This is a genomic window from Ralstonia sp. RL, from assembly GCF_001683835.1.
GTDB lineage: Bacteria > Pseudomonadota > Gammaproteobacteria > Burkholderiales > Burkholderiaceae > Ralstonia > Ralstonia mannitolilytica.
On the sequence record NZ_LWRX01000056.1, the window covers coordinates 36206 to 61687 of the forward strand.

The 25482-nt window shown below is 66.0% G+C and carries 23 protein-coding genes; 20 read left to right on the forward strand and 3 right to left on the reverse strand.

What is annotated here, in order from left to right:
• Positions 1-25 precede the first annotated feature (25 nt).
• The 19 genes from A6M56_RS05425 (at position 26) to cheZ (ending at position 20008) form a co-directional block, all read left to right on the forward strand.
• On the forward strand, positions 26-1030 hold the full coding sequence (locus tag A6M56_RS05425; protein WP_045219640.1) for an ABC transporter substrate-binding protein: 1005 nt from the start codon (positions 26-28) through the stop codon (positions 1028-1030).
• 20 nt (positions 1031-1050) lie between these two features.
• On the forward strand, positions 1051-1845 hold the full coding sequence (locus tag A6M56_RS05430) for an IclR family transcriptional regulator (RefSeq protein ID WP_062738861.1): 795 nt from the start codon (positions 1051-1053) through the stop codon (positions 1843-1845).
• Between the two features lie 71 nt (positions 1846-1916).
• Complete coding sequence (locus tag A6M56_RS05435) at positions 1917-3104, forward strand: CaiB/BaiF CoA transferase family protein (RefSeq protein ID WP_045219644.1); 1188 nt, start codon at positions 1917-1919, stop codon at positions 3102-3104.
• Between the two features lie 2 nt (positions 3105-3106).
• A complete protein-coding gene (locus tag A6M56_RS05440; RefSeq protein ID WP_102079050.1) occupies positions 3107-3961 on the forward strand; it encodes a citryl-CoA lyase in 855 nt (284 codons plus the stop codon).
• Positions 3958-4476, forward strand: a complete 519-nt coding sequence (locus A6M56_RS05445; protein WP_257983910.1) for an SMP-30/gluconolactonase/LRE family protein — start codon at positions 3958-3960, stop codon at positions 4474-4476. Before A6M56_RS05440 ends, A6M56_RS05445 begins: the two co-directional genes overlap by 4 nt.
• A 782-nt stretch (positions 4477-5258) precedes the next feature.
• Complete coding sequence (gene flhD, locus A6M56_RS05450) at positions 5259-5576, forward strand: flagellar transcriptional regulator FlhD (protein WP_045219649.1); 318 nt, start codon at positions 5259-5261, stop codon at positions 5574-5576.
• Between the two features lie 76 nt (positions 5577-5652).
• Entirely contained in the window at positions 5653-6213 is a 561-nt protein-coding gene (gene flhC / locus A6M56_RS05455) for a flagellar transcriptional regulator FlhC (protein WP_045219651.1), read from the forward strand.
• A gap of 543 nt (positions 6214-6756) precedes the next feature.
• The gene (motA, locus tag A6M56_RS05460; protein WP_045219652.1) at positions 6757-7617 is read left to right on the forward strand and encodes a flagellar motor stator protein MotA; all 861 of its coding nucleotides are present in this window, start codon (positions 6757-6759) and stop codon (positions 7615-7617) included.
• A 77-nt stretch (positions 7618-7694) separates the two neighbouring features.
• On the forward strand, positions 7695-8669 hold the full coding sequence (gene motB, locus A6M56_RS05465) for a flagellar motor protein MotB (RefSeq protein ID WP_045219654.1): 975 nt from the start codon (positions 7695-7697) through the stop codon (positions 8667-8669).
• Entirely contained in the window at positions 8666-9079 is a 414-nt protein-coding gene (locus A6M56_RS05470; RefSeq protein ID WP_045219656.1) for a response regulator, read from the forward strand. The genes motB and A6M56_RS05470 overlap by 4 nt, the downstream gene beginning before the upstream one ends.
• A gap of 18 nt (positions 9080-9097) precedes the next feature.
• Positions 9098-11254, forward strand: coding sequence for a chemotaxis protein CheA (cheA, locus tag A6M56_RS05475; protein ID WP_045219658.1), 2157 nt, complete (start codon positions 9098-9100; stop codon positions 11252-11254).
• 78 nt (positions 11255-11332) lie between these two features.
• Positions 11333-11824, forward strand: coding sequence for a chemotaxis protein CheW (locus A6M56_RS05480; protein ID WP_045219660.1), 492 nt, complete (start codon positions 11333-11335; stop codon positions 11822-11824).
• Between the two features lie 122 nt (positions 11825-11946).
• On the forward strand, positions 11947-13794 hold the full coding sequence (locus A6M56_RS05485) for a methyl-accepting chemotaxis protein (RefSeq protein WP_286757872.1): 1848 nt from the start codon (positions 11947-11949) through the stop codon (positions 13792-13794).
• A 225-nt stretch (positions 13795-14019) separates the two neighbouring features.
• Positions 14020-15930 (forward strand): methyl-accepting chemotaxis protein, encoded by a 1911-nt coding sequence (locus A6M56_RS05490; protein ID WP_286757873.1) that lies wholly within the window; start codon positions 14020-14022, stop codon positions 15928-15930.
• Between the two features lie 107 nt (positions 15931-16037).
• Positions 16038-16919 carry a CheR family methyltransferase gene (locus A6M56_RS05495; RefSeq protein WP_102079047.1) on the forward strand — a complete coding sequence of 294 codons (882 nt, stop codon included), beginning with the start codon at positions 16038-16040 and terminating at the stop codon, positions 16917-16919.
• Positions 16920-16996: 77 nt separating this feature from the next.
• Complete coding sequence (gene cheD, locus A6M56_RS05500) at positions 16997-17614, forward strand: chemoreceptor glutamine deamidase CheD (protein WP_045220432.1); 618 nt, start codon at positions 16997-16999, stop codon at positions 17612-17614.
• A 43-nt stretch (positions 17615-17657) separates the two neighbouring features.
• Positions 17658-18773, forward strand: a complete 1116-nt coding sequence (locus tag A6M56_RS05505) for a protein-glutamate methylesterase/protein-glutamine glutaminase (RefSeq protein WP_045219667.1) — start codon at positions 17658-17660, stop codon at positions 18771-18773.
• Positions 18774-18944: 171 nt separating this feature from the next.
• Positions 18945-19349: a chemotaxis response regulator CheY gene (gene cheY / locus A6M56_RS05510; protein WP_045219669.1), complete on the forward strand. Its 405-nt coding sequence runs from the start codon at positions 18945-18947 to the stop codon at positions 19347-19349.
• Complete coding sequence (gene cheZ, locus A6M56_RS05515) at positions 19349-20008, forward strand: protein phosphatase CheZ (RefSeq protein ID WP_045219671.1); 660 nt, start codon at positions 19349-19351, stop codon at positions 20006-20008. The genes cheY and cheZ overlap by 1 nt, the downstream gene beginning before the upstream one ends.
• A gap of 99 nt (positions 20009-20107) precedes the next feature.
• Here cheZ and A6M56_RS05520 read toward each other — a convergent pair whose 3' ends face one another.
• Positions 20108-21175, reverse strand: a complete 1068-nt coding sequence (locus A6M56_RS05520; protein ID WP_257983909.1) for a formylglycine-generating enzyme family protein — start codon at positions 21173-21175, stop codon at positions 20108-20110.
• Between the two features lie 35 nt (positions 21176-21210).
• Positions 21211-23184: an arylsulfatase gene (locus A6M56_RS05525; RefSeq protein WP_102079046.1), complete on the reverse strand. Its 1974-nt coding sequence runs from the start codon at positions 23182-23184 to the stop codon at positions 21211-21213.
• 321 nt (positions 23185-23505) lie between these two features.
• On the opposite strand from A6M56_RS05525, the gene flhB reads away from it, so the two are divergent.
• Positions 23506-24681 carry a flagellar biosynthesis protein FlhB gene (flhB, locus tag A6M56_RS05530; protein ID WP_102079045.1) on the forward strand — a complete coding sequence of 392 codons (1176 nt, stop codon included), beginning with the start codon at positions 23506-23508 and terminating at the stop codon, positions 24679-24681.
• A 58-nt stretch (positions 24682-24739) separates the two neighbouring features.
• Here flhB and A6M56_RS05535 read toward each other — a convergent pair whose 3' ends face one another.
• On the reverse strand, positions 24740-25432 hold the full coding sequence (locus A6M56_RS05535) for a YitT family protein (protein WP_238587576.1): 693 nt from the start codon (positions 25430-25432) through the stop codon (positions 24740-24742).
• Positions 25433-25482 lie beyond the last annotated feature (50 nt).

Consider the following 25482-nt stretch of genomic DNA (forward strand, 5'->3'; position numbering starts at 1 on the left):
CCCAAGCACAATGAGGGAGACAACCATGAAGCGATGGATTTCGGCCCTGTTGTGTGCGGCCGTCTGCACGGCAGCCAACGCCGCCGAGCCGGAGAAGAAGGACGTGAGCCTGTCAGTCGGCTCGATGATCCTGAACTACATGCCGGTGCCGCTTACGCAGTCGCTGGGCAACTTCCAGAAGGAAGGGCTCAACGTGAAGGTGGAGAACTTCCAGGCCGGCGGCAGCAAGGCACTGCAGGCGCTGATTGCCGGATCGACCGATGCGGTGGTGGGCTTCTATGACCACACCATCCACATTCAGGCGCAGGGCAAGGACATTGTGTCGGTCGCGCTGCTCAACGTTACGCCCGGCATCGTGCTGGCCGTGCGGCCCGACCTGGATATCAAGAGCGGCAAGGATCTGAAGGGCAAGAAGATCGGCATCACCGCACCGGGCTCGTCCACCGATCTGTTTGCCCGCTATTACGCCATCAAGAGCGGGCTGCAGGTGAACGACGTGTCGTACATCGCCGTGGGTTCCGGCGCGCCGGGCATGGTGGCGCTGGATCGCAAGGAGATCGACGCGCTCGTCAACTTCGACCCCGTGGCGAGCCTGCTGGAGAAGCGCCGCGCCGCCAAGTTCCTCGTCGATACGCGCACCGATGCCGGCTCCAACGCCGTGTTCGGCGGCCGCTACCCGACCGCCACGCTGTACGTGACGCGCGACTTCATGACGAAGAATCCGGAGACCGTGCAGCGTCTGGTGAACGCCTTCATCCGCACGCTCAAATGGATCGACGCCAGCACGCCCGAGGCCATCGCCGACAAGATGCCCAAGGAGCAGCAGGTGGGCGGGCGCGACGTGTTTGTCGATGCGCTGCGCCACTCCAAGCCGATCTTCTCCAAGGACGGCCTGATGACCGATGCCGATGCCAAGGTGGCGCTGACGGTGCTTTCCAGCTACGACGAAAAGATCCGCAACGCCAGGATCGACCTGGCGAAAACGTACACTAACCGCTTCGTCGACCAAGCCCTGAAGACGGTCAAGTGAACCGTCTCGCCCAACCCGCCATGACCGCAGAGCGCCAAACCACCCAGAACGAGATCACGCCCGCCGCCAACGAGGGCGATGCCGCCACGCCGGGGCAGTCGGGGGTGGCTGCGCTGGACCGCGCGTTCTCGATCCTGTTTGCGTTCCGCCCCGGCGATTACGCGCTGACGCTGGCCGAGCTGGCCGCGCGCACCGGGCTGTACAAGAGCACGATCCTGCGGCTTGCCGGCTCGCTCATCCAGCACCGCATGCTGTTTCGCCTGGAAGACGGCCGGTACCAGATCGGTGCCGCGCCGTTGATGCTCGGCGCGCTCTACCAGCGCAGCATGCGCCTGGGCGACGTGGTGCTGCCGCACATGCGCGCGCTGGCCGAGGCCACCGGCGAGGCGGTGTCGTTCTACATCCGCGAGCGCGATGTGCGTGTCTGCCTGCATCGCGTCGATTCGAGCCACGCCATCCGCGATCACGTGCGCGAGGGTGACGTGCTGCCGCTGGAGCGCGGCTCCGGCGGGCGCGTGCTGTGTGCGTTCTCCGGCATGCAAGGCGCCACGTACGACGCGATCCGGCGCGATCACTACTACGTGTCGATCGGCGAGCGCGATCGGGAAACGGTGGGCCTGTCGGTGCCGGTGTTTGGCGTGCAGCAGGCGCTGCGGGGTGCGCTGTGCCTTGCCGGTCCGGCGTCGCGCATCGACGGGGCGCTGCTGCAATCGTGGCGCGTGCCGGTGCTGGAGCACGCCGCGCAAATCACGTCCACGCTGGGTGGCGACCCCGCGCCGCTGCGTCTCGCTGCCCAACTGATCTCTAAAACCTAGGCTCCGCCAAGACGCCCCACCTCCTGAGCGGGGCGAGGGGCGGAGCCGACTGTGTAGCAGGAGTTGTTTTCATGGCTTTGCCTCTCGCGGGTTTGCGCGTGCTCGACTTGTCGAACGTGCTGGCCGGGCCGTTCTGCGGCTATCAGCTGGGTTTGCTCGGCGCTGAAGTCATCAAGATCGAGGTGCCGGGCAATGGCGATCTCGCCCGCCGTCTGGGCGCCGATCCTGAGCAGGCGCGCCGCAAGATGGGCGCCTCGTTTGTCGCCGTCAATGCGGGCAAGCAGTCCGTCACCGTCAACCTGAAGCACCCCGAGGGGCGCGCGATCCTGCTCAAGCTGGTGGCGCAGGCCGACGCGCTGATCGAGAACTACCGCCCCGGCGTGATGGACCGCCTGGAACTCGGCTACGACGTGCTGCGCGAGGTCAACCCGCGTCTCGTCTACTGCGCCATCTCGGGCTTCGGCAAGGACGGCCCGCTCAGCGGCAGACCCGCATACGACCAGATCATCCAGGGCATGTCCGGCGTGATGAGCGTCACCGGCGACGACGCATCGGCGCCGCTGCGCGTCGGTTACCCGATCAGCGACACGGTGGGCGGCATCACGGCGGCGCTGGCCGTCACCGCATGCCTGCTCGGCGCGCAGCGTACGGGGCAGGGCTGCATGGTGGACGTGTCGATGCTGGAATCGACGCTCGCCACCATGGGCTGGGTCGTCTCCAACTACCTGAACGCCGGTGTGACGCCGCAGCCGATGGGCAACCAGAATTTCACCGCCGCGCCGTCGGGCACATTCACCACGGGCGATGGGCTGATCAACATCGCCGCCAACGAAGACAAGCAGTTTGCCGCGCTGTGCCGCGTGGTGGGGCATCCGGAACTGGCCACCGACCCGCGCTTTGCCGAGCGCCATGCACGCAAGGAACATCGCCAGCAACTCAACGACGCGCTGGAAACGGCATTGGCCGCGCGCCCGGCCGCCGAATGGGAGCCGCTGCTGATCGAAGCCGGCGTGCCGGCCGGGCTGGTGCTCGACGTGCCTGGCGTGCTGGCGCACGAACAGGTGACGGGCCGCGGCTTCGTCACCTCGTTCCCGGAGGCCGGGCAGCACGTGACGCGCGCGGGCTTCCGCCTCTCGGGCGAAGATCCGTGCCCGCAGACACCGGCGCCATCGCTCTCCGCCCATACCGACGACTGGCTTGCCAGGCTCGGTTACCGCCACGACCAAATCGAAGCCTTGCGCGCCGAAGGCGCCATCTAATCATGACGACCGCACCGACACAGGACGCCGCCGGCCTCGCCGCCGATTACTGGCGCACCGACATCATCGACATCGAACCCGGCCGCATCCACGTACGCGGCTACCCGATCCAGGAGCTGATCGGCCAGATCGGCTTTGCCGAAATGATCTGGCTGATGCTGCGCGGCGAGCTGCCGGCCAAGGGGCAGGCGGCCTTGCTGGAAGCGGCGCTGGTGGCGTCGGTCGATCACGGCCCGCATGCGCCATCCATTGCGATCGCGAAGATGGCGACAAGCTGCGGCCTGCCGCTCAACGGCGCGATGGCGTCTGCGTTGAACGCGCTGGACGACGTGCACGGCGGAGCGGGGCAGCAGGCGGTCGAGCTGTTCCACGATATCGAGGCGCGCATGTTCGACGGCGCCTCGCTGGAGGCGGCCACGGCGGCGGGCGTCGATGCGTTCATCGCCGCGCACGGCAAGTACCTGCCGGGCTTCGGGCATCGCTTCCATCCGGTGGACCCGCGAGCGGTGCGTCTGCTCGCACTGGTGGACGAGGCCGCGCAAGACAACGTGGTCGGCGGTCGTTATGCCGCCATCGGCCGGGCCATCGCGGCGCTGCTGGCTGCGCGCAAGGGCCGGCCGATCCCGATGAACATCGATGGGGCGACTGCCGTCATCTATGCCGAGCTCGGGTTTGCCGCACCGTTGGCGCGCGGGGTGTTCTGCCTGTCGCGCGCGGTGGGCATCCTGGCGCATGCGTGGGAGCAGTCGGGCCGCGACGAGCGCAACAAGGGCCCGATGCCGCGCCAGTTGCCCTACCGCTATACCGGCGCGTCCACGCGGCATCTGCCGCAGACCGACGCGGCGACTGCGTCATGACGTATTGCAACTGGCCCCCGGTCGAGACCACCGTCCTTGCCGAAATGCCGGCCGCCCTGCGCCGGCCCGTCCCGACCGGCCGCGTGTACCGCCTGCGCGCCGATGGACGCCTCGACTGCCTGCTCTCGAACGGGCCCAGCCCGAATGGCCTGGCACTGACACCGGACGAATCCGCCCTGTTTGTCGCCATGACCCGCGACAACGCCGTCTGGCGCCTGCCGCTGCTTGCCGACGGCAGCACCAGCAAGGTCGGCCGCTTCGCGCAGTTCCATGGCACCAGTGGCCCGGACGGCATGGCGATGGACCCGGTCGGCAACCTGCTCGTCGCGCATGCCTCGCTGGGCGCGGTGTTCGCGCTGTCGCCCCACGGCGAGCCGCTGGCCCGCATCGCATCGTGCCGCGGGCGCTCCACCACCAACGTCGCGCTGACCCCCGATGGTCAGGGCATCGTCATCACGGAGTCGGCAACCGGCACCGTCCTCCAGGCCAGCTGGCGCGGGCTCGAACTCGCCTGACGGTCATCTTCCGCGCGCCGAGGGGGCACGCCCGGCCCATGGGTGCGCGGCGCAGATCACGCAGCGCCTTCCGCCATACCGTCGATTCCGCACCTGACAAAGTGCACCGGCCGGTTTTGTCTCAATATGAGAGACATGTATCTATAGGTAATACAGAAGGGTAGGAGCTGTCCTACAAAGCTGGGTTCGTACTGTAGGAGCGATCCTACAAAGCTGCCTGTTGCCGGTCGGAACTGTCCTACATGGCTTGTAGGAAGCAGTAAGAAGTGTCCTACAAACCGTTAACCGAGCATCCCATGCTCACAGTCGCAAAACTGCCACGTCTTCTTTGTCGAATGAGGGTTCACAAGCGCAACAATATTGCTTTTTTGAGACAAAGATTGGGGTAAATACGTGTCAAACGTCCGCTTTAGCACATTGTCTATCCCGGGTCCGTCGGCCCACAAACGCTTCTCGTGCAATGTTTGTTAACACATTTGTAGGAAAATGGCCTACAAGTTTGTCGGAGAACTTACCCCCCTGATGTAGGGGGCTACCCTTCTTTACTTACCCTCAACTGAAACCCACAATGTGTTCAACACAAAACAACTTCACCATGTCTTGATTGACGTGAGTAAGAAGGGGCGGAAAGTGCCGGCAACGGCGCCGACCGCCAGAAGCATCCGGTCTGTGGGGATCGGGGCATGTCCGGCGAGGGTAGGTGCAGACGAAGTCTGTGCTACCGGACAGCACCGTGCGGGGTCGGATGCACGCTGTACTTTTACTGCACACGACGGGACAACATGGATACGCAAGACATTGTTTCCGAGATCAGCGAGCTGAATCTCACCTACCTGATGCTTGCCCAGCAGATGCTGGCCAAGGATCGCGATGCCGCGCTTTTTCGCCTCGGCATCTCCGAAGAACTGGCTGACATCCTGCTGACGATGTCGCCCGCGCAGATCGTCAAGCTGGCCAGCACCAACGTGCTGCTGTGCCGCTTCCGCTTCGACGATCACGCCATCCTGGGTCTGGTGACCCAGCCGCACCGTGACAAGGGCCTGCAGCAATCGCAAATGTCGATCCTGCTGGCGCGTCAGGCGGTTGAGCAGATCAACTGAACTGTTTGCGGCGGGTTTTCCGCCGGGTTCAGGGATTGCACTTTGGATGAGTAGCAAGCGTAGCGGGAGCAGTGCCATGCGACACACCAGCGTCATGAATGAAGTCGAGCAGATCCACCTGGCAGCGGAATTGATTTCGCTCGGTGCGCGTCTGCAACTGCTGGAACAGGAGACCACGCTCAGCCGTGAGCGCCTGGTCAAGCTGTACAAGGAAATCCGGGGGGAATCGCCGCCCAAGGGCATGCTGCCGTTCTCGGCGGACTGGTTCCTGACGTGGTCGCCGAACATCCATTCGTCGATTTTCCTGAACATCTATCGCTTTCTGGGCGAGAACAGCCGCAGCACCGGGGTGCGCCGCCTGATCTCGGCCTACAAGCTGTACCAGGAACACATCTACGTCCATGAGCAGGAAGAGGTGCTGTCGATCACCCGTGCGTGGATGATGCTGAAGTTCTTCGAGGGGAAGATGCTGCACACCGTGAAGTGCAAGCGCTGCACCGGCCATTTCGTGGCCCACGCAGACGACCTGCACCACGATTTCGTGTGCGGTGTGTGCCAGCCGCCGTCGCGCGCCGGGAAGAAGAAGCGCGTGGCTGGCCAGGCCGATGCGGTCGCAGAGAAGACGATCGAAGCCTGACGCGGTAGGGACGGAAACACGGACGGCCGGGAACGCCGGACGGGAAAGACGGGAAACGGGAAGCGCCGGCCAGTCCGGCACGCAGTACGCCACATATCGAACACAACCCGCGCACGAGCAGCACAGGGGCTCAGACAGTCAAAAAAGGGGAAGGGGGTACGCCGGTCGCAGGCAACTGCAGACCGGTTTTTTTTTGTGCGTCCCGTCGTGCATGTGCCTCCTTCCGTATCGGCACGGCCCCACCGGTTGACGGCGCCCGACGAACGCGTTGGGCGCACCCGGTGCCGCCTGCGCGCCACGGTTACCCGAAGAAGAGGGGGCGGAAAGCGATTTCCGCCCCTTTTCTCATGGGTGCGCGGCCGCCTTTGGGAGGGTGATGCTCAAGCCGCCCGTTTTGCTGCCGTTCATGGTGGGTAAGGGGTGCGCGGCGCGGTGTTCCGGACCTGCGGGGGCTGCAAAAGCCTGCGCGAGCCTTCAGTTAACCCGTGCCATGCCGTTATTCCCCTTGTATTGATCGCAGGATCCCATTCAGGAGTTCACCCCGTGCTAGTCGCCATCGGTTACATCGTGATTCTCGCCTCGGTGTTTGGCGGCTACATGCTGGCCGGAGGCCATCTGGGCCCCCTGTTCCAGCCGACGGAGCTGCTGATCATTTTCGGCGCCGGCTGCGGTGCGTTCGTCGTCGGCAACGACAAGAAAGCCATCAGCGCCACGCTCAAGGCCCTTCCGGGCCTGTTCAAGGGCTCGAAATACACCAAGGCGCTCTATATGGAAGTGATGGCGCTGCTGTACGTGGTGCTGTCCAAGATCCGCCGCGAAGGGATGATGTCCATTGAGGCCGACATCGAAGCCCCGCACGAAAGCGCGCTGTTCGCGAACTACCCGGCCATCCAGGCCGATCACCACGCGCTCGATTTCATCTGCGATTACCTGCGCCTGATGGTGGGCGGCAACCTGAATCCGTTCCAGATCGAAGCACTGATGGATCAGGAAATCGACACCCACCACCACGAGGCCGAACAACCGGCCCGCATCATCACCAAGGTGGGCGACGCCATGCCGGCCTTCGGCATCGTGGCCGCCGTGATGGGTGTGGTGCACACCATGGGTTCGGTCGGCCTGCCGCCGGCGGAACTCGGCAAGCTGATCGCCTCCGCGCTGGTCGGTACGTTCCTCGGGATCCTGCTGGCGTACGGCTTCATCGGGCCGCTCGGTTCGCTGCTCGAGCAGCGCGCCGAAGAATCGACCAAGTTGTTCCAGTGCATCAAGGTGACGCTGCTTGCCAGCATGAACGGCTACGCCCCGGCGATCGCCGTGGAATTCGGCCGCAAGGTGCTGTTCTCGACCGAGCGCCCCTCGTTTGCGGAGCTGGAAGACCACGTGCGCGGTGCCAAGACGGCGTAGCGGGAACCCATGACCACGAAGCGCAGCCGATGAGCCGCGCCGGATAACGACGCAGTACACACCGACGGGAACGGACCATGAGCAAGTCCAGCACGCCGACCTTCATTGTCATTCGGCGCAACAAAAAAGGCGGACACGCGCACCACGGTGGCGCGTGGAAGATCGCCTACGCCGATTTCGTGACCGCAATGATGGCGTTCTTCCTCCTGATGTGGCTGCTGAGCTCCGTGACCAAGGCCGAGTTGTCCTCGGTGGAAACGTACTTCCGCACGCCGCTGAAGGTGGCGCTGTTCGGCGGTGCCGGTTCGGGCGACCAGTCCAGCATCCTGAACGGCAGTCCGGCCATCAAGCAGAACATGCCGCAGCCCAACCCGAGCCCCAGCCCCACGGTGCAGCGCCAGCGCAACATCCGCGACGAATCCGATGATGCGGTGCTCAACAAGCTCAAGCAGAAGATCGCCGAGATGGTCGAGACCAACCCGGTGATGAGTCAGTTCAAGCACCAGCTGCTGATCGACATGACCAGCGAGGGGCTGCGCATCCAGATCGTCGACCAGCAGAACCGGCCGATGTTCGCCAACGCCAGCGCCGAGGTGCAGCCGTACATGCGCACGATCCTGCGGGAGCTGGGCTCGGCGCTGAACGACGTGCCCAACCCGATCAGCCTGTCGGGCCACACCGATGCCACGCAATACGCCACGCAGCACGGCTACAGCAACTGGGAGCTCTCTGCCGACCGCGCCAACGCTTCGCGCCGGGAACTGATCGCGGGCGGCATGAAGCCCGAGAAGGTCAGCCGCGTGGTGGGCCTGGAGGCATCGGTGCCCCTGGACAAGACCAATATCTACAACCCGATCAACCGCCGCATCAGCATCGTCGTGTTGAACAGCCGTGCGGCCGAGGCCGTGCGCTCGGGTGGGGTCGAGCCGGTGGCCGACCTTCGCAACGACGGCAAGGACACGCTGACCGACGCCGCCGCACGCGCCACGGGTGTGGCCGATGCGATGTCGCCGGCCAAGCCAGCAAGCGCCGAGGGGAGAAAGACGCAATGAGCGAGAAACATATCCTGGTGGTGGACGACTCCACGTCGATCCGCCGCATGATTGCCGCGTGCCTGCGCGAATGCGGCTTTGCCGTGACGGAGGCCGCCGACGGCAGCGCGGCGCTCGACGTTGTGCGCGAGCACGCCGGCAGCGCGCATCACCTCGTGATCACCGACCAGGTCATGCCCTCGATGGACGGCCTGACGCTCATCCGTGCACTGCGCGCGCTGCCGGCCTACGCCGACACGCCCATCCTGATGCTCACCACAGAGGCCGACGGCACGATCCGCGAACAGGCCCGGGCGGCCGGCGCGACCGGCTTCCTGCCCAAGCCGTTCGACCCCGAGGGCCTCACCGATTCTGTCATGCAACTGTTCGAATGGCATGCGCAGACCCACCGGTCTGCGTCGGCCCATTAATCGACCGAGACGACCAACATGAACCTCGATCTCAGCCAGTTTTTCGGCGCCTTCTTCGAAGAAGCGGAAGAGCTGCTCGTCGACATGGAGCGGCTACTGCTCGATCTCGATCTCGCGAATCCTTCTTCTGATGATCTGAACGCCATCTTCCGCTGCGCGCATTCCATCAAGGGCGGTGCGGCCACCTTCGGTTTCACGCACATGACCGAACTCACGCATGTGCTGGAGTCAATTCTGGACCGCGCACGCACCGGCACCCTGCAACTGCGCGAGAACATGGTCGATGCCTTCCTGGAAACGAAAGACGTGTTGAAAAGCCAACTTGATGCCTACCGGCAAGAGCACCCCATCGATACGGCCACGCTCGAATACATGGTGGCCAAGCTCAACAGCCTGACTGCCGACGACGCCGCCGCGCCGGCTGCGCCCGCTCCTGTGGCCGCCGCGCCGGCCCCGGTGGCGGCCCCCGAACCCGGGCCGGTGGCGGCCGAGGCACCGGTGGCTGCGCCCGTGGGCGCCATCGACGGCGGGCTGGACATCAAGCTCATCGACGTCTCGAATGAAGACTGCGAGCTCATCGTCACCGAACTCAAGCACCTGGGCACCGTGCTGCGCCACGTGCGCAGCGGCCGCAACAGCGACATCGTGCTGCAGAGCACGTGCACGCCCGACGACATCATCGCGGTGAGCTGCTTCATCATCGACGCCGATCAGATCGTCATCACGCCGCACGCTGGTGACGCCGCGCCGGCTGCCGTTGCACCGGTGGCCGAAGCCGCCGTTGCCGCGCCGACGCCGGCCGCAGCCCAGACCGCCGTGCATGCGCCGGCCGCCAACGAGGCGGTGCCCGCGCCGGCTGCTGCCGCACCGGTGCCGACGCGCCCCGTCGCAGCCGAAAAGCCGGCCGTGGCGGCGGAAACGTCGATCCGCGTGGGGGTGGAGAAGGTTGACCAGCTCATCAACCTGGTTGGCGAGCTCGTGATTACGCAAGCCATGCTCGCGCAGACTGCGTCGTCGTTCGACCCGGTGTTGAACGAGCGCCTGTTTGCCGGCCTGTCGCAGCTCACACGCAACGCACGCGACCTGCAGGAAGCCGCCATGTCCATCCGCATGATGCCGATGGACTACGTGTTCAACCGCTTCCCGCGCCTGGTGCGCGACCTGGCGCACAAGCTCGGCAAGCAGGTCGAGCTGTCGACGTTCGGCAAGTCGACCGAACTGGACAAGGGCCTGATCGAACGCATCATCGATCCGCTTACGCACCTGGTGCGCAACAGCCTGGACCACGGCATCGAATCGCCGGAAGCCCGCGTCGCGGCTGGCAAGGATGCGACCGGCCAGCTGCTGCTGTCCGCGGCGCACCAGGGCGGCAACATCGTCATCGAGGTGAGCGACGACGGCCAGGGCCTGAACCGCGACAAGATCCTCAAGAAGGCGCGCGAGCGGGGCCTGCCCGTGTCGGACAACATGACCGACGACGAGATCAACCAGCTCATCTTCGCGCCGGGCTTCTCCACCGCCGATCAGGTGACGGACGTGTCCGGCCGCGGTGTGGGCATGGACGTGGTGAAGCAGAACATCCAGTCGATGGGCGGCTATGTCGAGATCCAGTCGCAGAAGGGCAAGGGCACGACGATCCGCATCGTGCTGCCGCTCACGCTGGCGATCCTGGACGGCATGTCGGTCAAGACCGGCGACGAGGTGTTCATCCTCCCGCTGTCGTGCGTGGCCGAATCGCTGCAGCCGCGCCCCGAAGACATCAAGGCTGTGCCAGGCGGCGGGCGGCTGCTGAAGGTGCGCAACGAATACCTGACGCTGGTGCCGCTGTACGAGCGCTTCCGCATCACGCCGTCGATTCCCGATCCGTCGGAAGGCATCGTCGTGATCCTCGATTCGGAGGGCAAGAAGATCGCCCTGCAGATCGACGAGCTGGTCGGCCAGCAGCAGGTGGTGGTCAAGAACCTGGAGACCAACTACCGCAAGGTACCGGGCATCTCTGGCGCGACGATCCTGGGCGACGGCAGCGTGGCGTTGATCGTCGACGTGTCGGCGCTGATGCGCGAGACCCGCGCCGGACATTCAGAAAACGCCATGCGTGCCGTTACTGCCGAAAAGCAGGAGATGGGCGAAGCACAGGGCGGGCGTTTCTCGACCGAGGCCATGGCCGCGGCATAAGCGTCCACGCCAGGCTGCATGCATCAGCCACCCACATCGAATTCAATCTAGTGGCCCGACGGGCCAAGGGGAGCCGCAATGGAAGTCAAGGAACACGCGATCGGAGAAGACACCGGCGGGGAAGAGTACCTGGCCTTCACGCTGGGCCGCGAGGAATACGGCATCGACATCCTGAAGGTGCAGGAAATCCGCGGCTACGAGACTGTCACGCGCATTGCCAACGCACCGGACTTCATCAAGGGCGTGATCAACCTGCGCGGCATCATCGTCCCGATCGTGGACCTGCGCATCAAGTTCCAGCTCGAGCGCGTGGAGTACAACCAGTACACCGTCGTCATCATCCTGAACCTGAAGGACCGCGTGGTCGGCATCGTGGTGGATGGCGTGTCCGACGTGCTGACGCTGCAAAGTCAGCAGATCAAGCCGGCGCCGGAGTTTTCGGGGGCGCTGGACACGGAGTACATCCGCGGCCTGGGCTCGATCGATGAACGCATGCTGATCCTGGTGGACATCGAGCGACTGCTCATGTCGGCCGACATGGCACTGTGCGACGAGGCCGAAGCGGCCTGATCGGCAACATGAATCCGGCCGGGGCGCGTTGCGTGCCCGCGGCCGATCGGTCCGGGCCGGGGAGGCCCGGCAGGCGACAAGACACCGCCACAACAGGTGCAGCGCCTCAAGGGGAGGAAAGCATGTTCAGCAGAATGACCATCCGGCTCCGGTTGGGGCTGATGATGGCGGGTGTGGGAGTGCTCGCCGTCATCGTTGGTGTGACGGGCCTCATTGGCATGCGGCACGCCAATACCCGTGTGCAGGAAACGTACTCCGTGCAACTGGCGGGGGCCGTCGCATTGGCGGAGTCCGATGCCAACCTGCTGAGCCTGCGCATCGTGCTGGACCGGGCCGCCATGGCGCCCAATGCGCCAGGGATCGACAAGACGATCGAGCGCGCGAGGATGTTCCTCGACAAGTCGGACGCCGCCTGGAAGCGCTATCGCGCGCTGCCGGTCGCGGCCGACGAGCGCAAGCTGGCCGAGCAGGCCGAAAGCCAGCGCGCCGCCTTCCTGCGCGATGGCGTGGAGGTTCTGCTGCAGGCGGTGCAGGCGCATGACGAGGCGCGCATCAGCAAGACCGTCATGGACGTCATGCCCGCGCTGTACCGCCCGCTGGGCGATACGGTGATCGCCCTCAACCGCATGCAGGTGGATGTCGCCCGCGCGAGCTACGAGGCCACGCAGCGTGAGCACGACAACCTGAGCGCGCTGACTTCGGCGCTGCTGCTGGGCGGCATCGTGGCCGGTGGGCTGATGACATGGGCGCTGCGCCGGTCCATCACGGTGCCGCTGATGCAGGCCATCGAGCAGGCCGAGCACATTACCCAGGGCGACCTGACCCACACGATCCATGTGGACCGCGCCGATGAAACCGGCCGCTTGCTGCTGGCCCTGCAACGCATGCAGGAAAGCCTGCAGAGGATGGTGGGCCAGGTGCGCGCGGGCTCCGACTCGATCGCCAGCGCCACGCAGCAGATCGCCAGCGGCAACGCCGATCTGTCGCAGCGCACCGAGCAGCAGGCTTCCGCGCTCGAGGAAACCGCATCGAGCATGGAAGAGCTCACGAGCATCGTGAAGCAGAACGCCGACAACGCCCGGCAGGCGAGCCAGCTGGCGGGCAATGCGTCGGATATCGCCGTCAAGGGCGGCGAAGTCGTGGGCCGCGTGGTGGAGACCATGGCGGGCATCAATGAAAGCAGCAAGAAGATCGCCGACATCATCGGGGTGATCGAAGGCATTGCCTTCCAGACCAACATCCTGGCGCTGAATGCGGCAGTGGAAGCTGCGCGTGCGGGCGAGCAAGGCCGCGGCTTTGCGGTGGTGGCCGGCGAGGTGCGCAGCCTCGCGCAGCGTTCGGCCACGGCGGCCAAGGAGATCAAGGCGCTGATTGGCGATTCGGTGGGCCGCGTGCGCAACGGCTCGGCGCTGGTGGCGGAGGCCGGCGAGGTGATCGAAGAAGTCGTGGTGGCCGTCAAGCGCGTGACCGACATCATGGGCGAGATCTCGGCCGCCTCGGACGAACAGAGCAGCGGCATCGAGCAGGTCAACCAGGCCGTGAACCAGATGGACGAGGTCACGCAGCAGAACGCCGCGCTGGTCGAGCAGGCGGCTGCTGCCGCCATGTCGCTGCAGGAGCAGGCCGATGGGCTGCGCCAGGCCGTGGCGGCCTTCCGCACGCAAGCGGGTACGCCGGCCGCAACGCCATCTGCGGGCCACCCCGAATCGCGCGTTGCCGCAACCGCGGTGGCCAGGGCCGAACCGCAGGCCAAGGCCGCCCGTGTTCGCGCGGCGCGCCCGACGCCGACTGCCGCGGCTCCGGCCCGAGCCACCGCTGCGGCCGTGGCGGCAGCGCCTGCAACCGTACAACAAGGCACGCGCAGCGCAGCCGCCGCCCCTGTGGCAAAGGCGGCCGCGCCAGCGCCCAAGTTGCAAACACCGAAGCTGGTCGCCGCAGGCGGCGACGACAGCGACTGGGAAACCTTTTAACCATGTATGCACGAGATCTTCGCTGCTCGCGAAAGCTCTCTCGTGCGTGTTTGTGGTGTGCAGCCTGCCCCTCGGGGCAGGTTTTTTTTTGCCTGGGCAGGTCATGTCGCAAAGACGGGGTGATCCCCCTCTGAAGGGGCATGCGCCCTAGGCGGTTCTAAAGAGCCGTCCCCTGGGGGCCGATAGCGGTTACAGGGGCATACAGAAAGAGAGGGGTAGACAAACATGGGTTGGATCAAGCGCTTGCCGGTGTCCACGGTCCTCACCGGCGGATTCCTGATCGTGGCCGCAATGGGTGCGGCCATTGGCGGGTTGGGCATCTATACGATCACGCAGTTGACGAAAGCCAGCGAAGAGCTGGCCCAGAAGCAGATGCGCGCCATCACGCAGATGGGCGGTGCGGCCAACAGCCTCGCCCATGCCAGCCGTGCGCAGACGGCACTGCTGATCGCCACCACGCTCAGCGAGCGCAAGACGCTCAGCGGCCAGATCGCCGACAGCATGCAGCGCCTGAAGGAGGGCGTGGACAACGTGCGTCCGCTGTTCACCTCTGACGAGGGCAAGAAGATGATCCGCGAGGTGGATGCCGTCTACCCCGTGTGGAGCAAGCGCATGAACGACTTCGTTGCGCTGATGGACAAGCAGGGCCTGGACCCGACGCAGTTCGACAGCCGCGTCACGGCCGAGAACGTCGGCCTGCTCGACGACACCGCTGCGTTCGAGAAGACGCTCGACAAGATGGTCAAGCGCGTGGAGGAGGTGTCTGCGGCGTCCACCGTCAAGGCGCGGGACGATGCCCAGCGCTCGCGGCTCGTGATGGTCGTCCTGGCGTGTGCCGGTGCGCTGCTGGGCATCGTGCTGGGGCTCGTGATTGCGCGCCGCCTGTCGCGCCAGCTGGGTGGCGAGCCGTCATACGCGGCCGACATCGCGCGCCGCATCGCCGCCGGCGACCTCGCCGTGCATGTGCAGACCCGCCCGGGCGACCGCGACAGCATGCTCTTCGCCATGGCCCAGATGCAGCAGCAGTTGACCAGCACCATCAGCAACATCAAGCGCTCCGCCGATTCCATTGCCAGCGCCACCCAACAGATCGCCGCCGGCAACGCCGATCTGTCGCAGCGTACGGAAGAGCAGGCCAGCTCGCTGGAAGAAACGGCATCGAGCATGGAAGAGCTCACGAGCATCGTGAAGCAGAACGCCGACAACGCCCGGCAGGCGAGCCAGCTGGCGGGCAATGCGTCGGATATCGCCGTCAAGGGCGGCGAAGTCGTGGGCCGCGTGGTGGAGACCATGGCGGGCATCAATGAAAGCAGCAAGAAGATCGCCGACATCATCGGGGTGATCGAAGGCATTGCCTTCCAGACCAACATCCTGGCGCTGAATGCGGCAGTGGAAGCTGCGCGTGCGGGCGAGCAAGGCCGCGGCTTTGCGGTGGTGGCCGGCGAGGTGCGCAGCCTCGCGCAGCGTTCGGCCACGGCGGCCAAGGAGATCAAGGAACTGATCAGCGATTCGGTGGGCCGTGTCGAAAACGGCTCCATGCTGGTGGCCGAAGCGGGCAGCGTGATCGACGAGGTGGTCGTTGCCGTCAAGCGCGTGACCGACATCATGGGCGAGATCTCGGCCGCCTCGGACGAACAGAGCAGCGGCATCGAGCAGGTCAACCAGGCCGTGAACCAGATGGACGAGGTCACGCAGCAGAACGCCGCGCTGGTGGAAGAGGCCGCGGCCGCTGCCCTGTCGCTGGAAGAGCAGGCGCAACTGCTGCGCGACGCCGTGGCGGCGTTCCGCACCGATGCGTCTGCCGAGGCGGCTGCACCCGCTGCCGAAGCGGCTCGTGCGCCGGCCAGCCCGGCCCCGCGCAGCCAGACGCACCCGCCCAGACACGACGTCGTGCCGGCCGTAGCGCGCGCTCAGGCCTCGCGCAAGGCTGCTGCAGCGCCGGTCGCGCCCGCGCAGACGCCGGAGAATGCACCGTCTGCGCCGGTGGCGACCACCGCACGCACAGAAAAAGCGGCCAACGAAGCACATGTGCCGGCCCATCCCGTCGCAGTGGCGGCGGTTTCGGCCGCATCGGCAGGGCCCGCCCTCAAGCTGGCGGCCGGTTCTGCCGATGATGATGACTGGAGCACGTTCTGACGCCGGCTCCGCAGCAGCAAACCTGGCGTGGCGGCCACGGTCGTGACGCCCGCCGAGCATGGATAGCGGGCGCCAGACCCGCAATTACGGGGTAGTTATCAATGGCTATGGCACACACCTTGGCGCCGGTTTCGCCGACGCTCGCGTCGCGTGAGTTTTCGTTCACGGCGGAGGATTTCGCCCGCATCCGTGGCCTGATCTATCGGCGCGCGGGCATTTCGCTGTCCGACCGCAAGAGCGAGATGGTCTACAGCCGCCTGGCCCGCCGCCTGCGCGTGGTCAACCTCGGCTCGTTCCGCGATTATCTCGACGCCCTGGAGAACGGCCACCTGCCCGACGAGTGGGAGGCCTTCACCAACGCGCTCACCACCAACCTGACCGCGTTCTTCCGCGAGCAGCACCACTTCCCGATCCTGGCCGAGCACGCCAAGGCCAAGCGCACGCCGTTCACGGTGTGGTGCTCGGCCTCGTCCACCGGGGAAGAGCCGTACTCGATCGCCATCACCCTGGCCGAGACCTTCGGCTCGATGCATCCGGGGCAGGTGAGCGTGATCGCCTCCGACGTGGACACGAACGCGCTGGCCCGCGCGCGTGCCGGCATCTACCCGATGGAGCGCGTCGCGGCGCTGTCCGCCGAGCGGCTGAAGAAGTACTTCCTGCGCGGCACCGGCAAGCACGAAGGCTATGCGCGCGTGCGGCCCGAGCTGCAGGCCATGATCGACTTCCGTCAGATCAACCTGCTCGACCGCGACTGGCCGCTCACGCAGAAGTTCGACGTGATCTTCTGCCGCAACGTGATGATCTATTTCGATAAGCCCACGCAGGCCAAGATCCTGGAGCACTTCATCGACGTCATGAAGCCCGACGGCCTGCTCTTTGCGGGCCATTCGGAGAGCTTTCTGCAGATCAGCAAGGCGTGGTCGCTGCGCGGCAAGACGGTCTATGAGATCGCGCCCGACGTGCGCGCGAAGATGGCGGGCGCGCGATGATCGAATTCGGCAAAAAGGCCACCCCGCGTGCCCCGGCTGACACCGTGCGCAGCGACAGCGGCATGACGGCGGGCGCGATGGCCACGCTCGCGCAGTCGGCCGCCAGCACGCACGCGTATTACGACACCACCTTCAGCCGCCGCGCGATGAAGGTGCTGCCCGGCGAGTACTACGTCACCACGGAAGACCTGATGCTGGTGACCGTGCTCGGCTCCTGCGTGACGGCCTGCGTGCGCGACAAGATCCTCGGCATCGGGGGCATGAACCATTTCATGCTGCCCTCGCGCAACGAGGCCGAGTCGATCCTGTCACCATCGATGCGCTACGGCACGCACGCCATGGAAGTCCTGCTCAACCAGCTCTACAAGGCCGGCGCCCGGCGCGAACACCTGGAGATCAAGGTGTTTGGCGGCGCGGCCGTTCTGGCCGGCATGAGCACGCTCGACGTGGGCGAGCGCAACGGCAAGTTCGTCCTCGAGTTCCTGCGCAACGAAGGCTTGCCCGTGGCGGCCAAGGATCTCTTTGACGTGTATCCGCGCAAGGTCTACTTCGTGCCGTCCACCGGACAGATCATGGTGCGCAAGCTGCGCTCGCAAAGTTCCGCGGCCGAGCTCGATGGCGAAGCGCAGTACGCCAGCAAGCTGTCGAAATCCATCGCGGCCAAGCCGCCTTCGCGCCTGCAACTGTTTACGTAATCCCGTTCCCGTATCCCCATCATTCCTGATCCTTGCTCTCCATATGAACGACAAACGCAAGATTCAGGTGCTGTGTATCGACGATTCGGCACTGATCCGCAGCATCCTGAAGGAGATCATCAACGCGCAGCCCGACATGGAAGTGGTGGGCGTGGCGCCAGACCCCATCATCGCGCGCGACCTCATCAAGCAGACCAACCCGGACGTGCTCACGCTGGACGTCGAAATGCCCAAGATGGACGGGCTCGACTTCCTGGAAAAGCTCATGCGCCTGCGCCCGACGCCGGTGGTGATGATCTCGTCGCTCACGGAGCGCGGCTCTGAAGCCACGCTGCGTGCGCTGGAGCTCGGCGCGGTGGATTTTGTCGCCAAGCCCAAGCTCGGCATGCGCGACGGCATGAACGAATACGCCGACCAGATCGCCGACAAGATCCGCGCGGCCGCCCGGGCACGGCTGCGTCCGCGCACTGCCGCCCCCGTTGCCGCAACGGCTGCGCCGCAGGGCACGCACGTGCGGGCCGAGCACGCCCCAGCCACCCCGGCCCCGGCGCGTACCCATTTCTCGTCGACGGAGAAGCTCATCATCGTGGGTGCCTCCACCGGCGGCACCGAGGCGATTAAGGATTTCCTGCTGGAAATGCCGCCCGACTGCCCCGGCATCCTGATCGTGCAGCACATGCCGGCCGGCTTCACCACCTCGTTCGCCAAGCGGCTGGACGGCCTGTGCCGCATCCGCGTGAAGGAGGCCGTGCACGGCGAGCGCGTGCTGCCCGGCCACGCCTACATCGCCCCAGGCGACATGCACCTGTCGCTCGGCCGCAGCGGCGCCAACTACGTCACCGAGTTGGACCAGGGCCCGCCCGTGAACCGCCACCGGCCGGCGGTGGACGTGCTGTTCCGGTCCGCCGCGCGCAACGCAGGGGCCAATGCCCTGGGCGTGATCCTCACCGGCATGGGCAAGGACGGCGCGGCAGGCATGCTGGAGATGCGCAACGCCGGCGCCTACAACGTGGCCCAGGACGAGGCCTCGTGCGTGGTCTACGGCATGCCCAAGGAAGCCGTGGCGCACGGCGGCGTGCACGAGGTGCTGCCGCTGTCGCAGATCGGCCCGCACGTGCTGGCCCGGCTGTCCGCCCATGGCCGCGTGACGCGGGTGTAGCCGGCCGGCTCTCAGGCTGGCCGCGCCTTCGGTGCGGCCCGTGGGGCCGCCCGCCATGGGCCGCGAACCGGGTCGTTGCATCGGCGGCGCTCAAGAATCGGCCAGGAGCGCCGATAAGACAGCCAAGGAAGCCCGACCCCCCCAAAATTTTAGTAAGTGGAGATTGTGTCCATGGACAAGAGCCAGTTCCGATTCCTCGTCGTCGATGACTTTCCGACGATGCGCCGGATCGTGCGTAACCTGCTCAAGGAACTCGGTTTTGCCAACGTCGACGAAGCCGAAGATGGCGCGGCCGGCCTGGCCAAGGTCAAGGAAGGCCGGTTCGATTTCGTGATCTCGGACTGGAACATGCCGAACATGGACGGTCTGCAGATGCTGCAGAGCATCCGCGCGGATGCCAACCCGTCCATCAGCAAGCTGCCGGTGCTGATGGTGACGGCCGAAGCCAAGAAGGAAAACATCATCGCCGCCGCGCAGGCCGGCGCCAGCGGCTACGTGGTCAAGCCGTTCACGGCCGCCACGCTGGACGAAAAGCTGGGCAAGATCTTCGAGAAACTGGAAAAAGCGGGGGCCTGATGAGCGAGATGCACGACGGCGCCCAGGCGAGCGCCGCACAGGGTGCCGACCACGGCGACATGCCCGAGATGCTGCAGCGCATTGGCCATCTCACGCGCATGCTGCGCGAGAGCATGCGCGAGCTGGGCCTGGACAAGGGCGTGGAGCGCGCTGCTTCGGCCATTCCCGACGCGCGTGACCGCCTCAATTACATTGCCAACATGACGGAGCAGGCGGCTACCCGCGTGCTCAACGCCATCGACGCGGCCCGCCCGGTGCAGGACGCACTCGAGTCCGACGCCGAGGCGCTGGTCAACCGCTGGCAGTCGTGGATGGACCGCCAGCTTGGCGATGATGAGATCCGCGAGCTCGTCGGCCAGACCAACGGCTTCCTGCGCAGCGTCCCGCAGAAGACGCGCGACACCAACCACCAGCTCATGGAAATCCTGATGGCCCAGGACTTCCAGGACCTGACCGGACAGGTCATCAAGAAGGTGCTGGACGTGGTGCAGCTCATTGAAAGCCAGCTCGTCAGCATCCTGCTCGACAACGCGCCGGAACACCTGCGCGTGGAAGTGGCGCCGACGCTGCTCAACGGTCCGCAGATCAACCCGGACCATCCGGATGTGGTTGCCAACCAGGAGCAGGTGGACGATCTGCTGGAAAGCCTGGGCTTCTGAACCTGGCGCCGGACACAACAAAACGGGCGTTGCGACGATGTGCGCAACGCCCGTTTTGTTTTTTGTTTTCCTCGTTCAATACGGCAAATACCGCTGCCTTCAATCCCGCAGGATGGTCCGGAACCCGATGTGCGCGGCTGGCAGATCGGCTTCCTGCGCCTCGCGTGCAGAGGCCCGGTAGCGCACGCAAAAGTCCGGCGAGCAGAGGAACGAGCCGCCCTTGATCACCACCGGCCGGTTCGGCTGGCTGTTGCCCTGCCCAAAGCGTTGCGGCTGGTCCAGCGCTGCCACGGCGCGCGTGTCGCCATTGGCGTGAGACTGATGCGGGCCGGTATAGGCGTCGCGCGTCCATTCCCATACGTTGCCGATCATGTCGTACAGCGCGAAGCCGTTGGCGGCATAGCAGCCGACCGGGCCGATGCCTGCGCGGCCGTCCTCCGCGGTGTCCAGCACGGGAAAGATGCCCTGCCAGTAATTGGCGCCGGGTTTGCCGTTGCCATCGCGCGGAGCTTTTTCAAGATCGGCGCCGTCTCGGCCGGCCTTGCCGGCGTATTCCCACTCGGCTTCCGTCGGCAGGTCGTGGCCCAGCCAGCGGGCGTAGGCCAGTGCATCGGCCTGGGTGACACGTGTCACGGGCTGGTTGTCGGCGTCGGCAAGCCTGCTGTCGGCCCCTGTCGGGTGGCGCCAGTCCGCGCCCTTGACCCAGCGCCACCATGCATAAGGGCGTGCCTGCATCTCTGCCGAATCGGGCACGTGAAACACCACCGCGCCGCCCTGGCGCTCGGCGTCGGTCACATAGCCGGTGGCGGCCACGAAGGCGGCGAACTGGGCGTTGGTCACCTCCGTCTGGTCGATCCAGAAGCCGCGCACGCGCGTCTGGGCGGCGGTGCCATTACGCTGCGCGGGGCGTTCGTCCGGATAGCCGAGCGTGGTGCCGAAGGTGAAGCTGCCGCTGCTCACGTGCACCATGCCGGCCCGCGTGTCGTGCCGCCAGCCGGGCGGCAACCCGGCGTAGCGGGCACAGGCGTCGGTGGTGCCCAGCGGCAGGCGTGGGGCGGTGTGCGCGGTGACCACGTTCGCGGCGCGGGCCGCCATGTTGCCGCCGGCCGGGTGCAACGCAACGGCGGTCACCGCGGCCAGCGGCGCACCCGCCAACAACCAGCGCAAGCCCCTGCGCCTGCGCTTCTCTACCACGGCGCCCATCAGTAAAACCCGCGTGGGCGCAGCGGCTCCACACCGCCAACGCTGCGCATGTAGTCCTGCCATTGCTGGTACAGCGTGGCGGCCACGTCAGGGTGCTGCGCAGAGACATCGTTGGTCTCGCCGCGGTCGCTGGCAATGTCGAAGAGCTGCCAGTGGCCGTCGGCCGCACCCAGCGGCGGTTCGGTCCACAGCGCCTTCCAGCGGCCGTCGGCGCTGCGCAGATAGGCACGGCCGTACGACTCGTCGCCAAAGGGCTGCGTGTGGATGGGCCCCGCATCGGCAGATTGCCGGATCGACGCCAGCAGCGACACGCCCGTCACCGGATACACCGCGCGGCCGCCGTATTGCACCTTGCCCTTGTTCTGGTCCACACCGTTGCCGTCCACGGCCGGCTGCGCGGGTGTACTGGGCGGCGCAATACCGGCCACGGCCAGGAAGGTGGCGGTGTTGTCGGTCACATGCGTGAAGCGCGTGATGGGCGGCAGCGCCTGGGTCTGGCCCGGCAGGCGCACGATGGCCGGCACGGAGACACCGCCTTCGGCCGCATGGCCCTTGACCAGGTTGAACGGCGTGGCGCTCACTTCGGCCCAGCGCAGGCCGTATTGCAGGCGCTGCGCGTTGGCCAGGCCGTTATCGGTGCCGAGCCTGGAGTAGACCGGCTCGGTGGCGTTGGCTTCATCGGTGGCCTTCGGGTCGGCGCCGGAGTCGATCGGCCAGCCTTCAGCGCCGTTGTCCGACTGGAACATGATGAAGGTGTTGTCGTACTCGCCAATGTCTTTCAGGTGCTGGATCAGCAGGCCGATGTTGTAGTCGAGGTTCTCGACCATGCCGGCGTAGATCTCCATGTAGCGCGCCTGCGCCTTGCGCTCCAGCGGGGTGAGGTCGCTCCACTTCTTGTTGACATAGCCGGGGCCGTAGTCGGTATAGCCCTGCGCGGGGCCGTGGTTGGCGTTGATGTAGCGCGCATTGGCGGTGCCGTTGTTGGGCGACGCGGCCGAACGCGTGGTTGTGCCGGGCAGCCCGGCAAACGGCGTGAAATCGGCCGGAATGATGCCCAGCGCCTTCTGCCGCGCGATGCGCGCATCGCGGATGACGTCGTAGCCCGCGTCATAGCGGCCGGCATATTTGTGCAGCCACGGGTCCGGCACCTGCAGCGGCCAGTGCGGCGAGGTGTAGGCCGCATAGGCAAAGAACGGCTTGCCGTCGCCCTTGTGCGAGTCGATGTAGCTGATCAGCTTCTGCGTGTAGAAATCCGTCGAATAGAACACTGCGGGGCTGCCTCCCGCGCCGCCCGGTTGCCCTGGCTGGCCCGGTTGCACATAGGCGCCGTCTTCCGTGTAGTTCCTGGCGTTGGCGTTTTCATGGCCGAAGTGGTTGCTGGCCGCACCCGGCAGCAGCGCATACGAACGCTCGAAACCCCACTGGTCTGGCGTCTTGCCCAGGTTGGCGGCGCTGCCCGCAATGCCGTTGCCCAGGTGCCACTTGCCGGCCATGTAGGTGTGATAACCGCCGTCCTTGAGCAGTTGCGCGACCGACAGCGCGCGGTCGTTCAGATAGCCCTCGTAGCCGGGTAGCCCCGCGCGCTCATCGTTGGGTGCACCCATGGTGCCTTCGCCCACCAGGTGGTGGTCGGTGCCCGAAATGAGCATCGCGCGCGTGATGGCGCAGACGGTGCCCGCGTGGTGGTTGGTCAGCAGCCGGCCCGACTGCACCAGCGCGTCGAGGTTGGGCGTGTCGATCTCGCCGCCCATGGCATGGATGTCGGAATAGCCGAGGTCGTCGGCCATGATGTACAGGATGTTCGGCTTGCGGGCCGGCGTGTCCGGTGTGCTGTTGTCGGTGCCGGCTGTGGACGTGCCGGGCGGCGAATCGCTGCCGCACGCACTGAGTGTGGCAAGGGCGGTGGCGAGCAGGGCCGCCAGCATGCGCTGGCGCAGGGGCAAGGCAGGGGAGTTGGCTCGATCGGGCGACATGACGGTGGGTCCGTTCTGCATTCTGGTTTGGAGAACGGGTCATGCTATGGACGCCCCCTGCATAAGGCGACGAAGTTTTCCGCAGGTCGATATGACGGACAGGCGTCTTGCCGGTCGGCAGGCCGTTGCCGCGCCATTGCGAACCCCACGTCAGCTCTGAATGGACGACGTTTGCGCTGCAGCCCGGGCCATTTCATCGAAAAAAACGCTCCTGGGCTCTCTTTTCCACGCTTCTGCCAGGCGCGGGTGCCGGAATAATGCAGCGGTCGGTCATCAGGCCGGTGCTGTGTACTTCATTCCGTTTACCCCTCGCGCGCCGGCATGTCCGAAGAAAGCGATCTCGAAAAAACCGAACCCGCCTCTCCGAGGCGCCTCGAGCAGGCGCGCGAGGAAGGCGACGTTCCCAGATCGCGGGAACTGGGTTCGTTCGCCCTGCTGGCCGTGGGCGCTGGCGGCCTGTGGGTCATGGGCGACGCGATCGTGCGGGCGGCCTCGTCGTTCCTGGCGCGGTGCCTGGAGTTCCATCGTTACGACTACACCCGCACCCAAGACCAGTGGACGTACGTGGCGGCGCAGTTCACGCCGCTGGCCGTGGTGCTGGGCGGGCTGCTGCTTCTGCTTGTCCTGGCGGCTCTGACGCCGCTGGCGCTCACACGCGGGGCAATCTCGTTCAAGCCGCTGGCGCCGGACATCACGCGGCTGTTCAAGCTGCACGGCCTCACGCGCATGTTTTCGGTGGAGGGGCTGCTGGAGCTGCCCCGGCTGCTGATCAAGCTGGCGCTCGTGGCGGGTGTGGGCTGGTGGCTCATCACGTATTACCGCGGGGCCTTCATCGAGCTGCCGCAGCAGAACCTGCGCACCGCCATGCAGGAGACGATGCATGTGGCGGGTGTGGCGTTCCTCTGCATGGCGGGCGTGATGCTGCTGGTGGCGGCCGTCGATGTGCCGCTGGCGCTGTGGCAATACGCCCGCAAGCACCGCATGACCAAGGAGGAGGTGCGCAAGGAGCACCGCGAGTCGGAGGGCGACCCGCATGTCAAGGGCCGCATCCGCGCGATGCAGCGCCAGGTCGCCCAGCGCCGCATGATGGCCGACGTGCCCAAGGCCGACGTGATCGTCACCAACCCGACGCACTACGCCGTGGCGCTGCGCTATTCCGAGCAGGAGGGCGGCGCGCCGCGCGTGCTGGCCAAGGGCGCCGACCTGGTGGCCGCCAAGATCCGCGAGCTCGGCACCGAGCACAAGATCCCGATTCTGGAAGCCCCGCCGCTGGCGCGGGCGTTGTACCGGCATACCGAGATCGGCCAGCAGATTCCGCAGGCGCTGTACGCGGCCGTGGCCGAGGTGCTGGCGTACGTCTATCAGCTGCGCCGCATGCATCAGGTCGGTGGCCGTGCGCCCGTGCGCCCGACCGATCTGCCGGTGCCCGCCGATATGGACCCGGGGCCGCACCCCGGCCCGGACGACGCCGATGACGACGTCACCGGCAACGCCTGACGGATCGGCAATCCCAACGTTGATGCTGACGCTTTCGTCGGTGAGGCCCCGCCTGCCGCTACCGCACCACGACGTTATATCGGCCTGGGCGGTGCCATGCGATCACCATCGCGCTCATGGCAACTGCGCTCAGGGCCGACCAGCCCACACGGCCGGTCGGAATGACCAGGAGCGATGTCAGCAGAATCATCGAGTCGATGGCCACCTGCACGATCCCCGCATTGATTCCCCGCGTGCGCTGCAGCCAGAGCGTCAGAACGCCCGTGCCGCCCACGCCGGAGCCATGCCGGGCCAGCGCCAACACCCCCATGCCGTTGAGCGTTCCGCCCACCACCGCCGCAAACAGCGGGCTCTCAAAATCGATGTGTAACGCCTGCCGCGTCACTGCAAGCAGGAGGGTGATCCCGCAACTGGCCAGCGTCGACTTGATGGCAAAACGCGGGCCCATGACGAAATAGGCGAACACGAAAAACGGCACGTTGACCAACGTGAAAATGGTGCCGACCGACATCGGCGCCACGTACGACACGAGCAACGCGATCCCTGCAATGCCACCGGTCACGAGTCCGGCTGCGCTGAGCAGCACCACCCCCGTCACGATGAACATCATGCCCACGGCCATGCCGTAGACGTCTTCGAGCATCGTGTGCTGGGCGGCATGGGGCGGGCTTGCTGCAACGGCGCTGCTTGCGTGATGAAGCTGATGGTCCATGGCGCCGCTCATCGGATGAACGGCCAGTCCGGCAAACAATCATGGATGTCCGGTAATCCAGAGGTGGGGTGCTTCATTGAACCTTGCCT